Genomic DNA, 12,278 nt, shown 5'->3' with positions numbered 1-12,278 from the left:
CAGCGATTTCTGGCCCTTCCTCATCGCCCATTTCGGGGAAAAGGGGGAGCGGAAATCTCCCATGGATATCCTGAAAGCCTCTCTGGCCGCGCTGATCGGTTCTTTTGAGGCGGAGGAGAGCCGGGGCTATCATCAGGGAAAGGATGCCTACAGGGCATGGATAAAGGGGCTTTCCAGGGAGGAGGACTTCCGGCTGGAACACGACAGGGAGAATGTCCAAAGACGCCTGAGCGTAAACGACAACATGCTGGGGACACTGGCGGACTCCAGGCGCGTGGCGGCAGACTGGCTGCGGGAGAACCTTTCCCTGGTTCCGGAAACGGGCCGGGAGCGGCTGGAAAAGATGGCGGAGAACTGTCAGGCCATCGCCGACGCAGCAGCGGCGTTCCGGAGCAGGGCGAGCCGTTCTTCTGCGTGCGAAATTGCGTACAATACCGTAAAGGCATCCGGCGCGTCCACATCGGGGCTGCGCAGGGAACAGATTGCCCTGCTGGAGCAGTCGCTTGCCCTGGAGGAGGAGAACTGCCAGCTTGCGCGGGAGATGCTGCGGATATGCGGGTGATATAGAGAGCCCCGGCCTTTTGCGGCAGGAACAGAGGCCGCCGGAATACCTTGCCAGGGAGCAGATCGAAAGCTGCCTGGCGGGGTGGCGTTCCGTGCAGGCTGGTATTATGATGCGGCGACTGCCGCCGGAAGTGAAGAAGTTGTAAAGAATTTACCGGATGATGAAATCCCGGAAGATGTACCTTCTTATAGCGTTTTTTGCATTTCTGAATTCAATTCTTATACGCACTGTACCCCCACCTGCACCAGGATTTTAGTTGCACAATTTATGCGATATACATGCCGATTTTACAAAAATTTGACAAAACCTGTATTTTTTATTTTACAGGCAACGCCTATCATCATATATGAAAAACAAAATACCGCAAAGAAAAGGAGAAGGCTTATCATGAAAAAGTTTACCGCTCTCATCACGATTGGATCGCTCATGCTCGCAGCTATGACAGGATGTGGGAAAAAAGACAGCGGCACAGTATCTACGGATGGCTCGACCTCTATGGAAAAGGTAATCGGCGCTTTGGGAGAATCCTTTGAGGAAAACAATTCCGGCGTGACCTTTACCTATAATCCCACCGGTTCCGGCTCCGGCATTACGGCAGTGGCAGAAGGGCGCTGCGACATCGGCCTTTCCAGCCGCAATCTGAAGGACGAAGAAAAAGCCCAGGGATTGGCTGAAACGGTACTTGCCCTGGATGGCATTGCCGTCATTGTAAATCCTGAAAATCCGGTAAATGACCTTGCCCTTGATACGATTGGAAAGATTTACATGGGCGAAATAACGAACTGGAAGGACATAGGCGGCAATGATCTGGAAATTGTCCTCATTGGCCGTGAGGCAGGGAGCGGCACAAGGGATGGCTTTGAATCCATCACAGGTACAGAAGATGCCTGCAAATACCGCCAGGAGCTGACATCTACCGGAGATGTGATGGGGGCGGTGGCAGGTAATCCTGCGGCGATCGGATATGCCTCCCTTGCGTCTGTAAAGGAGACGGTTAAAGCGCTTCTGGTGGGCGGCATTGCGCCTACGGAAGATACCGTGAAAGACGGAAGCTATGTAGTACAGCGTCCTTTTGTATTGGTGACAAAAAGCAGCACAGACCTCTCAGAAACAGCGCAGAAGTTCTTTGATTATATTACTTCATCGGAAGCAAATGAGATTATCTCATCCGCGGGCGCTGTACCGGTAAATGAATAAGCCTGCGGACGATTCAGGGGGTTGAAAGGTGAGTCAAATGAAGAACAGAAAGCGCTTCATGGAGAATGCCATACATGGCATATTCCTGATACTTGGCATGATTACGGTGGGCTGTGTGCTTCTGATTACCGTTTACCTTGTGATATCCGGGATTCCGGCTGTCCGCAAAATAGGCATTTTGGATTTCCTTTTCGGGAAGGAATGGGCTTCCACGGCAGCACAGCCCCGGTATGGGATTTTGTCGTTCATCCTTACCAGCGTTTACGGTACGGCTGGCGCCATCGTGATCGGAGTGCCCATCGGCTTGCTGACAGCAGTTTATCTCGCTAAGATTGCGCCGCCAAAGGGGAAGGCTGTGATGGAGGCGGCAGTCAGCCTGCTGGCAGGAATCCCCTCCGTGGTTTACGGACTTGTAGGCATGATGGTGCTTGTTCCGGGGATACGGATCGCCTTCCGCATCCCGGACGGAGCCAGCCTGTTTGCAGCCATTATTGTGCTTGCCATTATGATTTTGCCGTCCATTATCAAGGTATCGCTCACGGCATTGGAGGCGGTTCCAAAGGAATATGAGGACGCCTCTCTCGCCCTTGGCGCGACGCCGATTGAAACATATTTCCGGGTATCTGTCCCGGCAGCGAAAAGCGGCATTGCGGCTGCTGTGGTGTTAGGCGTGGGCAGGGCCATCGGCGAGGCCATGGCGGTTATGATGGTGGCGGGGAACGCGCCCAATATGCCGGACCTTTTTCAGAGCGTCCGCTTCCTTACCACCGCTGTGGCAAGTGAAATGTCTTATGCGGCTGACGGCAGTCTGCAAAAACAGGCATTGTTTTCCATTGCACTGGTGCTGTTCCTCTTCATCATGCTGATCAATGCCGCATTGAATTTCTTTTTGAAACAGGAGTAAATAAAATGCAAAAACAATCCATTTCCCTGAAAAGGAAAACCTATATTGCCGTCATGGATGCGTTGATGGGAATCTCCGTAAGTATCACTTGCGCACTGGTAGTATTTTTAATCGGTTATGTATTGTATAAAGGACTGCCCAATGTGTCATGGGAACTGATCGCCACGAAGCCCAGCTATCTGTCTGAGCATATAGGGATTTTGCCGGATATTCTGAACACAGTCTATATCGTGGCCGCGACATTGGTATTTGTCCTCCCCCTTGGAGCAGGCGCGGCTGTCTACCTGACGGAATATGCGAAAAACAGGAAGTTGGTAGACATGATTGAGTATGCCGCCGAAACCTTGTCCGGAATTCCGTCCATTATTTACGGACTTGTCGGTATGCTGTTTTTCTGCCGGTTTTTTGGTATGAAGACTTCCCTCCTGGCAGGGGCGTTTACGCTGGCGATCATGAATCTACCCACTGTCATGCGCACCACACAGGAGAGCCTGAAAACGGTGCCGGCAAGCTTTCGCGAGGGCGCTTTCGGACTTGGGGCCGGAAAATGGCGCGTGATCTATACCGTTGTGCTTCCCGGTTGTATGGATGGTGTGATAACGGGATGTATCCTGTCAGTGGGACGGATACTCGGGGAATCGGCGGCGCTTCTTTTTACGGCCGGTTTTGCCCATGCCCTGAACGGGATTTTGGAAGGGCTTGGCAGCCCGGGGGCGACGCTGACCGTGGCATTATATGTCTATGCAAAAGAAAACGGAGAATTTGGAATCGCCTTTGCAATTGCCGCTATCCTGATGATCTTGACCGTATGTATCAATCTTTCGGCCACACTGGCGGGCAGTTGCTTCCGGAAAAGGAGGAACCTATGAATCCTGTCATGAGGGTAAAGGACCTGTGCCTCTGGTATGGCAGTGCACAGGCTTTGAAAGATATCAATATTGAGATTGAGGAGCGGAGCATTACAGCCCTGATCGGCCCCTCCGGGTGCGGAAAGTCCACTTTTCTCAAATCCCTGAATCGAATGAATGACCTGATCGCCGGTGCAAGGACGACAGGTGAAGTATGGTACAGGAATCAGAATATTTTTGACGCGGATGTTGATGTCAATGAACTCCGCCGCAGCATCGGCATGGTCTTTCAAAAGCCGAATCCCTTTCCCATGAGCATTTATGACAATATCGCTTATGGGCCCAGGACCCATGGAATCAAAGCCAAGGCAAAACTGGACGATATCGTAGAACATTCCCTGCGCGGGGCCGCAATCTGGGAGGAAGTAAAAGACAGGCTGAAGAAATCGGCATTGGGACTGTCGGGAGGCCAACAGCAGCGGCTCTGCATTGCCCGTGCACTGGCGGTGGAACCGGATGTCCTTCTGATGGATGAGCCTACAAGCGCCCTTGACCCAATCTCCACATCGAAAATAGAGGAGCTTGCAATGGAGCTGAAGAATCAGTATACTATTATCATCGTAACGCACAATATGCAGCAGGCTGTGCGGATTTCCGATAATACGGCTTTCTTTCTCCTGGGCGGCTTAATCGAATATGGAAATACGGAAAAGATGTTTGAGCAGCCGAAAGATAAACGGACAGAGGATTATATTACGGGGAGGTTTGGATGATGAGAAGCCGTTTTGACCAGCAGCTTGCCACGCTGAATCAGGAGCTTACGAGGATGGGGGCCATGTGTGAGGAAGCGATCGCCATTGCTTCAAAGGCACTGACGACAGGCGAAGTGAAGCTGACGGATAAGGTTTTATCCCTTGACGGGGAAATCAACCACATGGAACGCACGATTGAAACACTGTGCCTGAAACTGCTGCTACAGCAACAGCCTGTGGCAAAGGATCTGCGGCAGATTTCCGCAGCCCTTAAAATGATTACCGATATGGAGCGTATCGGAACTCAGGCGGCGGATATCGCGGAAATCATCCCGTTTCTTGGCGGAAGGACCGGCGGGGAGTGCGGACAAATCCGGTTCATGGCAGATGCGGCCAGCCGAATGGTCACAGAGAGCATCGATGCTTTTGTAAAACAGGACATCCTATTGGCCGGTGCGGCGATGGAACGTGACGATGTGGTTGACGATTTGTTTTTACAGGTCAAGTCGTCGTTGATGAAACTGATAGCAGAAAAACCCACAGACGGAGGGTATGCGCTGGATTTACTGATGATCGCCAAATATTTTGAGCGCATCGGGGATCATGCGGTAAATATCGCGGAGTGGGTGGCTTTTTCCGTGACGGGAGAACACAAAAAAACAGTCGATTTTTAGGAGCGGGCCTATGAAGATATGGTGTGTAGAGGATGATGCCGGCATTCGGGATATTGAGGTATATACGCTTCATTCCACTGATTTTGAGGCAGAGGGCTTTTCGGATGCCCGCGCCTTTCGCGGCGCTTTATCCGGGAGTAAGCCGGACTTGATTATCCTTGATATTATGCTGCCCGGGGAGGACGGGGTGGAACTGCTGAAATTTTTAAAGGGAAATCCTGACACTTGCCGGATTCCCGTGATCATGGCGACAGCAAAAGGCATGGAATATGATAAAGTCCAGAGCCTTGATCTGGGGGCGGACGATTATCTTGTGAAGCCTTTCGGGATGATGGAAATGGTCTCCCGTGTGAAGGCTGTGCTTCGCCGGTGTAAGCCCACAGAGGTAGATCGTCTATTGCAAGCAGGAAAACTTGTGGTGAATTTAGAGGAGCATACGGTCGCTATCGACAGGGAAAGAATCCAGCTTACCTTAAAAGAATTTGAGCTTCTCAGGCTGTTCCTTTCCCGCCCGGGCATTGCGTTTACCCGCGACCAGCTTTTCGGCCTTATATGGGGCGCCGATTATGTGGGTGAGACAAGGACAGTCGATATGCACATCCGTACCCTGCGCATGAAATTGGGAGATTACGGGAAAATGATTGAAACAGTGCGCGGAATTGGTTACAGATTAGAGGTGCAGGCATGACAAAGAAAATTTTTCAATCCATCATGGCGGTGGCAGGGGCTGTCCTGATTGCAAGCCTTGTGATCATCGTGGGGTGTCTTTACCGTTATTTCAGTGACGTTCAGGGGAAACAGTTGGAGGATGAGCTGTCTTTGGCTGTCGTAGCCGTTGAGAAGGATGGGCGGGGCTATCTGGAGGAATTACAGTCAAGGGAGTACCGTCTGACATGGGTCGCTGAAAACGGGGAGGTCCTATATGATACGCAGTCCCATGGGGAAGGTATGGAGAACCATGGGGACAGGGAAGAAATACAGGAAGCCCTGCGGAACGAGGAGGGAAAAAGCGCACGCTATTCCACCACGCTTTTGGAGAAAACACTTTACTGTGCAAGACGGCTGAAGGATGGCTCGGTATTACGGATTTCTGTCAGCAGCGTTACCATATGGGTGCTTGTCTTGGGAATGGTGCAGCCGATTCTGATCGTGGTTGTCGTGACCCTCATTTTATCGGGAGTATTGGCAAGCCATATTTCCAGACATATCACGGAGCCGCTGAACAGCCTTGATCTGGAAAAGCCGTTGGAAAACAATACTTATGAGGAATTGGCCCCCCTGCTGAACCGTATCAATAAGCAGCACAGGCAGATTGATATGCAGTTGTCGGAACTTCAAAGAAAAAATGACGAATTTGCACAGATTACCCAGGGCATGACGGAAGGGCTTGTGCTTTTGAATGAGAAGAACATCATTCTGAACATCAATCCTGCCGCGCTTAAGCTGTTCCATACAAGCCGTTCCTGTAAAGGAAAAGACTTTCTGACAGTGGAGCGCAGCCTGTATGTAAGTCGTGCCATACAAGACGCACTTTCAAGCGGGCACAGCGAAATCCGTATGGAACGTGAGGGAAAAGAATACCAGCTCCACATCAACCGGATTGAATCGAAGGGTTCTGTAATCGGGGCGGTGGTACTTGCTTTTGACATAACGGAAGCGGCTTTTGCGGAGAGGAACAGGCGGGAATTTACCGCCAATGTATCCCATGAGCTGAAGACGCCGCTGCAATCCATAATGGGGAGTGCGGAACTGATGGAAAACGGCCTTGTGAAACCGGAGGATATGACACGTTTCGTAGGGCATATCCGCACAGAGGCAGGAAGGCTTGTAACGCTGATTGATGATATTATCCGTTTATCGAGTCTGGACGAGAGGTGCGATATGCCTTTTGAGCAGGTCGATTTATATGAAGCGGCCTCTGACGTGATGGCAGGACTGGCAGATATAGCGGCGGCAAAAGAGATAGAAATGACTTTGACAGGGGAAAAAGTCAGTGTAAAAAGCGTCCGGCGGCTCTTGACGGAGATCATATTTAACCTCTGCGATAATGCGATCAAGTATAACAAAATCGGCGGCAGGGTGGAAGTGGCCATAAGCAGGCGGGAAAATGAGGCCGTGATTGCGGTGGAGGATTCGGGAATCGGCATACCGCCGGAACATCAGGCAAGGATATTCGAACGGTTTTACCGGGTGGACAAGAGCCGCTCCAAGGAATCCGGCGGTACGGGTTTAGGGCTTTCCATCGTGAAACATGCCGTACAGTATCTGAATGGAGAAATCGACCTGCAGAGCAGTCCCGGGCAGGGAACTTTGATACGGGTTTCTATTCCGGAAGATAAAAACTTCACTGACGGATGCTGAAACCATGAGTTTTCAGATGCCCTTTTTGAAATATCTGATTGTGGAATAGGTCTGGTGGGGGTATAATGTACACAGGCGCAGCTTATGCGGATTTTATCTGATATCTGATTTTGGAAGAATGTCAGCGGGCTATAAGGAAAGGAGCGGAATGGGCTATTTGATACAGGATACCACGAGGGAGGAACGGGAAAGAATCGTGGCTGAATCCCTGGGAAATATTTCGGCGGCCTGCGATGGATGCAGCGCCGGAATCGCGGAGATGTATCAGCCATATATTGACGGCCTGAAGGAGCTTGCGGAAATCAACCGGGAGTTCCGGGCGGAATATGTGTCCGGCGACAAATAGCCGGGAGAGGGGGAGGGGACTATGGGAAATTATCTGAATCCCGGCAACAGCGGATTTAGCGGAATCAGAAATGATATCTATGTGGACAAATCGGGCCTGATTGGATTGATCAACCAGACCATCGACACGCCCAGGCGCCTGACCTGTATCAGCAGGCCGCGCCGCTTCGGGAAATCTTTCGCGGCGCAGATGATGTGCGCTTATTATGACAAAACCTGTGATTCGAGGGGGCTGTTCGACGATTTAAAGATTGCGGAGGATAAAGGGTATCGGGAGCATCTGAACCGGTATGATGTGATTTATCTGGACATGACGGAAGCGATAGGGGGAGCCTCTGTGGAGGAGGTCGTGCCCTATATCCAGCGGAATGTAATCAGGGAATTGACAGAACAGTACCCGGGCGTGAAAAGCGCGGAAGGCTTTGCGGCGATGCTGGCCAATGCGGTGGAGGCGGCGGGTAATAAGTTCATCATGATCATCGACGAATGGGATGCCCCTATCAGGGAAGCGTATGGACGTCCCGGCCTGCAGAGAAAATATCTGGAATTCCTGCGCGCTCTTTTCAAAAACAGCGGCATGACAAGTAAGATATTTGCAGCGGTATACATGACAGGCATTCTTCCTGTCAAAAAAGACGGTTCCCAGTCCGCCATATCGGATTTCCTGGAGTATACCATGGTCAAGCCAAGACAGTTCGGGCCCTATGTGGGATTTACGGAAGGAGAGGTCCGTGGGCTCTGCGAGATGTACGGAAACGATTTTGCGATGATGAAAAGGTGGTATGACGGATATTCTTTCCGGAATCTGGATTCCGTGTATAATCCCAATTCCGTCATGAAGGCAATTATCAATGACGACTTTGACTCCTACTGGACCCAGACCTCTGCGGCAGAGAGCCTGATGGGATATATCAACCTGGATTTCGACGGGCTTGGCAGGACGGTGACGGAGCTGATCGGCGGCGTGGAGACAGAGGTGGATACGAAAGGATTCGCCAATGATCTGACCACCTTCCGGGACAGGGATGATGTGCTGACGCTGCTGATCCACCTGGGATATCTGACTTACAATGAGGAGACCCGCAGTGCCCATATCCCCAACCAGGAAATCAGACAGGAATTCGCCAGAGCCATACGGCAGGTAAAAAGGGACGATACCATCAGGCGGGTGAGGGAGAGCGAACAGCTTATCGCAGATACTGTCCAGGGAAACGAGGAAGCTGTGGCCAGACAGATCGAAAAGGTCCATGAGGAGGAATCCCCCCTGTATTACAACAATGAACAGGCCCTGCGGAGCGTGATCAAACGGGCCTATTTCAGCTATGGGGACGAATATGTGATGTTCGAGGAGCTGCCGGCAGGGAGCGGCTACGCGGATGTGGTGTATCTGCCGAAGAAGAATTCCCCGCTGCCCGTGCTGGTCATTGAGCTGAAATGGAAAAAGTCGGTGGACAGCGCGTTGGATCAGATTCGGGACAGGCGCTATCCGGAGGCTGTCAAAGACTACGGGAGCGCTATCCTTTTGGTGGGCATCAGCTATGACAAGGATGCGCCGGCAGGGGAAAGGAAGCATCGGTGCAGGATAGAGAGCTATGGCATGTGATGCTGCCTCAAATCAAAGTGTGTGTTGATTTTATGCCCATAATCAGCCGCAGGAAGTACCCACAGAGAAAGGATGCAAAAAGCCGAATCGTTAGTCATACCCTCCGGAAATCCTTCATACAATGGAAAAAAGGTATCTTAAAGGGGTATTCCTTTGAAGGATTATATCGAAGAGCGCGCCATCGGCATCGCCAATTATATCATTGACAACAATGCCACAGTACGGCAGACGGCAAAGGCCTATGGGGTCAGCAAGAGCACGGTACATAAGGACGTGACCGAGCGTCTCATGCAGGTCAATCCCGCTCTGGCCACAGAGGCCAGGAAGGTGCTGGACCTGAACAAGTCCGAGCGCCATATCAGGGGAGGGCTTGCCACGAAAGAGAAATATCTGCACCAGCAGAACAGCATGGCGTAGAAGCGCGTCAGGGGCCATTCGGAACGAGTGGCTCTTTTCCGTGGGAGGATTCCGGGCTCCACCGGTCTCTGAGGTATCTGCAGAAGGCGTCCGCCGCAAGCCCCATCCCATGCCCGCTGCCGGAGACGATCTCTATGGCCCGCCTGGGAAGGGCGCAGTCCAGGGGGATCTGCACCAGCCTTTTATCCTTTATCAGGGGCAGAGCGGTCTGTTCCGGCACGAAGCCGATGCCCAGATTGCCCAGAAGGAGCGGCAGCATCAGGTCGGAAGTGGCCACCTCCATGTCCAGCTCCATATCCAGTCCCTGAGCCGCGAAGAAGTCCCGATAGGAATCATAGGTGGCGGTCCCCCTGCCCAGCCCGATCCAGGGGCAGTTTTGGAGCCCACCCAGCGTGGAAGTTGTCCTGGACAGGCTCCTATACTCTGGACCGCCCGCCAGTATCTCTGTAAAATCAAATATTTTCTCGCTGCGAACCGAATGCGGCATGGCATAGGGCGTGGTGACCACGGCGAAATCCAGCTTTCCGTCGGTGAGGCGCTTTATGATTTCCGGGGTGGTGTGGTTGTGGATCTTGATCCTGACGGCGGGATGCCTGCGCCTGAAATCCTGGAGCGCGTCCAGCAGGAACAGGTGCAGCGCCGTCTCCGTGGCGCCGATCTCCACCGTGCCGCTTCGGAGGGAATCCCGGCCGCGGAGTTCGGTCTGGGCGCTCCACAGGTGTAGGCAGGCGATTTCCACATGGGAGTACAGCAGCTCGCCCTCCTCCGTCAGGCTGACGCCCCTGGCCTCCCGCAGGAACAGGCGGCAGCCCAGCTGCGCCTCCAAAAGCTTCATCACCCGGGTCACATTGGGCTGACTGTTCCCCAGGGCAGCCGCGGCTTTGGTGATATTTCCGTATTTGGCCACATAGTAGAAGATTTTGAAATATTCGAAGTCGATATCCATATCTGATTGATATACCTCATATATGATAGATATATTTTTCGTATCCTTTCTTCCGTAGTATAATAGGTTTCCGGGAAAATGTAAAGAGGATTGAGAAACGGAAAGGAAGGGTAAAGTCATGAACAAGGATTTGACACAGGGGGAGCCCCGGAAGGTGCTGTGGGCATTCTGCCTGCCCATGTTCGGCAGCATCGTGTTCCAGCAGCTTTACAACATAGCGGATTCTTTGGTAGCAGGGAAGTTTATCGGCGAGAGGGCACTGGCGGCGGTGGGGAACAGCTACAACATCACCCTCATCTTTATCGCCTTTGCCTTCGGCTGCAATATCGGATGCTCTGTCATCGTATCCCAGCTCTTCGGGGCGAAGGACTACAGGACCATGAAATCCTCGGTCTATACGGCGCTGATTGCCAGCGGCGTCCTCTGCGCCGCGCTGATGCTTGGGGGCCTCGCCTCCTGCGACACATTGCTGCGGCTGATGAAGACCCAGCCGGAGGTCATGGCGGATTCCGCCCTGTACCTGGACATCTATATCTGGGGGCTGCCCTTCCTGTTCTTTTACAATATCGCCACGGGCATCTTCTCGGCCCTGGGGGACTCCAGGACGCCCTTCCTCTTCCTGGCCCTGTCCTCCACGGCCAATATCCTGATCGACATCCTCTTCGTGAAGGGCTTCTCCATGGGCATCGCAGGCGTGGCCTGGGCCACATTCCTCTGCCAGGGGGCAAGCTGCATCCTGTCGTTGGCTCTGGTGCTGAAGAGGCTGCGGGACATCCGGACGGAAACGAAGGTTTTGGTCTTCTCCTGGAGCCTGCTGGGAAAGATAGCTGTAGTGGCCATCCCCAGCATCCTGCAGCAGTCCTTCATCTCGGTGGGGAACATGCTGATCCAGGGCCGGATAAACAGCTTCGGGGTCAGCGTGGCCGCCGGATATTCCGCGGCGGTGAAGCTGAACAACCTGGTGATCACCTCCTTTACCACCATCGGCAACGGGATATCCAATTTCGCGGCCCAGAACCTGGGGGCCGCAAGGTTCGGGCGGATCCGGGAGGGCTTCCGGGCAGGCTGGCGGCTGGTGTGGTGCCTGTGCGTGCCCTTCTGTATTGCCTATGTGGCGTTCGGCAGGTATCTGCTGCTGCTTTTCATGGACAGGAGCTCGCAGACGGCATTGCAGACGGGCAGGGAGTTTTTGTGGATCCTGTCCCCGTTCTACTTTGTGGTGTCCGTGAAGCTGGTGGCGGACGGAATCCTGCGGGGCACCAGCGCCATGGGGCAGTTCATGGTCGCCACGTTCACGGATCTGATCCTGCGGGTGGTCTTGTCCTTCCTCCTGTCCGGCTGGACAGGCTCCGCCCTGGGCATATGGTGCTCCTGGCCTGTGGGCTGGACCATCGCTACGGGGATGTCCCTTTTCTTCTACCGGAGGGCCTGCCGTAGGCTGGGGGCCTGAACTGCTGAGGGGCGGCATCAGCGCGGCGCTGTGGAACGACAACGAGGCCATCCTGTAGGAAATCCGTGAAAAATCTTTGCCCATTCCGTTCCCGACAACGTATCCCCGGAGAGCATGAAGCGCATCATGAAGGAAGTCAGGCGAATCGGGAAGCGCTGAGGATGCTTAACGATTTCACTTGCCGTGAAACCAGACTAGATCGGAAGAGCGTCGTGT

General features: G+C 53.1%; 12 protein-coding genes. 11 read left to right on the top strand and 1 reads right to left on the bottom strand.

Annotated elements, in window-relative coordinates; all coding sequences use genetic code 11:
- The first annotated feature begins 646 nt into the window (after nt 1–646).
- The 10 genes from Q2B33_RS17325 to spoIIID all read left to right on the top strand — a co-directional run bounded on the left by Q2B33_RS17325 (nt 647) and on the right by spoIIID (nt 9,666).
- Nucleotides 647–1,762: a phosphate ABC transporter substrate-binding protein gene (locus tag Q2B33_RS17325; RefSeq protein ID WP_330684780.1), complete on the top strand. Its 1,116-nt coding sequence runs from the start codon at nt 647–649 to the stop codon at nt 1,760–1,762.
- Nucleotides 1,763–1,799: 37 nt separating this feature from the next.
- Complete coding sequence (pstC, locus tag Q2B33_RS17320) at nt 1,800–2,666, top strand: phosphate ABC transporter permease subunit PstC (RefSeq protein ID WP_296463418.1); 867 nt, start codon at nt 1,800–1,802, stop codon at nt 2,664–2,666.
- Nucleotides 2,667–2,671: 5 nt separating this feature from the next.
- Nucleotides 2,672–3,535, top strand: a complete 864-nt coding sequence (gene pstA / locus Q2B33_RS17315) for a phosphate ABC transporter permease PstA (RefSeq protein ID WP_296463416.1) — start codon at nt 2,672–2,674, stop codon at nt 3,533–3,535.
- Nucleotides 3,532–4,287: a phosphate ABC transporter ATP-binding protein PstB gene (gene pstB, locus Q2B33_RS17310; protein WP_300566332.1), complete on the top strand. Its 756-nt coding sequence runs from the start codon at nt 3,532–3,534 to the stop codon at nt 4,285–4,287. The genes pstA and pstB overlap by 4 nt, the downstream gene beginning before the upstream one ends.
- Nucleotides 4,287–4,940, top strand: a complete 654-nt coding sequence (gene phoU / locus Q2B33_RS17305) for a phosphate signaling complex protein PhoU (protein ID WP_300566358.1) — start codon at nt 4,287–4,289, stop codon at nt 4,938–4,940. The genes pstB and phoU overlap by 1 nt, the downstream gene beginning before the upstream one ends.
- A 10-nt stretch (nt 4,941–4,950) precedes the next feature.
- Nucleotides 4,951–5,628, top strand: coding sequence for a winged helix-turn-helix domain-containing protein (locus Q2B33_RS17300; RefSeq protein WP_300822920.1), 678 nt, complete (start codon nt 4,951–4,953; stop codon nt 5,626–5,628).
- On the top strand, nt 5,625–7,301 hold the full coding sequence (locus Q2B33_RS17295) for an ATP-binding protein (RefSeq protein ID WP_300566327.1): 1,677 nt from the start codon (nt 5,625–5,627) through the stop codon (nt 7,299–7,301). The genes Q2B33_RS17300 and Q2B33_RS17295 overlap by 4 nt, the downstream gene beginning before the upstream one ends.
- A gap of 148 nt (nt 7,302–7,449) precedes the next feature.
- Nucleotides 7,450–7,647: a purine biosynthesis protein PurH gene (locus Q2B33_RS17290; protein WP_300566324.1), complete on the top strand. Its 198-nt coding sequence runs from the start codon at nt 7,450–7,452 to the stop codon at nt 7,645–7,647.
- A gap of 21 nt (nt 7,648–7,668) precedes the next feature.
- On the top strand, nt 7,669–9,249 hold the full coding sequence (locus tag Q2B33_RS17285; RefSeq protein ID WP_300566321.1) for an AAA family ATPase: 1,581 nt from the start codon (nt 7,669–7,671) through the stop codon (nt 9,247–9,249).
- Between the two features lie 153 nt (nt 9,250–9,402).
- A complete protein-coding gene (gene spoIIID / locus Q2B33_RS17280; RefSeq protein ID WP_296465314.1) occupies nt 9,403–9,666 on the top strand; it encodes a sporulation transcriptional regulator SpoIIID in 264 nt (87 codons plus the stop codon).
- Nucleotides 9,667–9,673: 7 nt separating this feature from the next.
- Here the strand turns inward: spoIIID and Q2B33_RS17275 are convergent, their stop codons facing one another.
- A complete protein-coding gene (locus Q2B33_RS17275; RefSeq protein WP_300566316.1) occupies nt 9,674–10,612 on the bottom strand; it encodes a LysR family transcriptional regulator in 939 nt (312 codons plus the stop codon).
- Between the two features lie 118 nt (nt 10,613–10,730).
- Here Q2B33_RS17275 and Q2B33_RS17270 point away from each other — a divergent pair, with 118 nt between their 5' ends.
- Nucleotides 10,731–12,062: an MATE family efflux transporter gene (locus Q2B33_RS17270; RefSeq protein ID WP_300566313.1), complete on the top strand. Its 1,332-nt coding sequence runs from the start codon at nt 10,731–10,733 to the stop codon at nt 12,060–12,062.
- Nucleotides 12,063–12,278 lie beyond the last annotated feature (216 nt).

It is taken from the genome of uncultured Acetatifactor sp. (genome assembly GCF_948601915.1).
In the GTDB taxonomy this organism is placed as follows: Bacteria; Bacillota; Clostridia; order Lachnospirales; family Lachnospiraceae; genus Acetatifactor.
Note: the sequence above shows the minus strand (reverse complement) of the source record. Positions and strands in the feature narration are given on the sequence as shown.

Excerpts from the sequence above, each read along its gene's own strand:
- pstC (WP_296463418.1), top strand. The coding sequence starts at position 1,800 with ATGAAGAACAGAAAGCGCTTCATGGAGAATGCCATACATGGCATATTC.
- pstB (WP_300566332.1), top strand. The coding sequence starts at position 3,532 with ATGAATCCTGTCATGAGGGTAAAGGACCTGTGCCTCTGGTATGGCAGT.
- Q2B33_RS17300 (WP_300822920.1), top strand. The coding sequence starts at position 4,951 with ATGAAGATATGGTGTGTAGAGGATGATGCCGGCATTCGGGATATTGAG.
- Q2B33_RS17290 (WP_300566324.1), top strand. The coding sequence starts at position 7,450 with ATGGGCTATTTGATACAGGATACCACGAGGGAGGAACGGGAAAGAATC.
- Q2B33_RS17275 (WP_300566316.1), bottom strand. The coding sequence starts at position 10,612 with ATGGATATCGACTTCGAATATTTCAAAATCTTCTACTATGTGGCCAAA.
- pstA (WP_296463416.1), top strand. The coding sequence starts at position 2,672 with ATGCAAAAACAATCCATTTCCCTGAAAAGGAAAACCTATATTGCCGTC.
- Q2B33_RS17270 (WP_300566313.1), top strand. The coding sequence starts at position 10,731 with ATGAACAAGGATTTGACACAGGGGGAGCCCCGGAAGGTGCTGTGGGCA.
- Q2B33_RS17285 (WP_300566321.1), top strand. The coding sequence starts at position 7,669 with ATGGGAAATTATCTGAATCCCGGCAACAGCGGATTTAGCGGAATCAGA.
- Q2B33_RS17295 (WP_300566327.1), top strand. The coding sequence starts at position 5,625 with ATGACAAAGAAAATTTTTCAATCCATCATGGCGGTGGCAGGGGCTGTC.
- phoU (WP_300566358.1), top strand. The coding sequence starts at position 4,287 with ATGAGAAGCCGTTTTGACCAGCAGCTTGCCACGCTGAATCAGGAGCTT.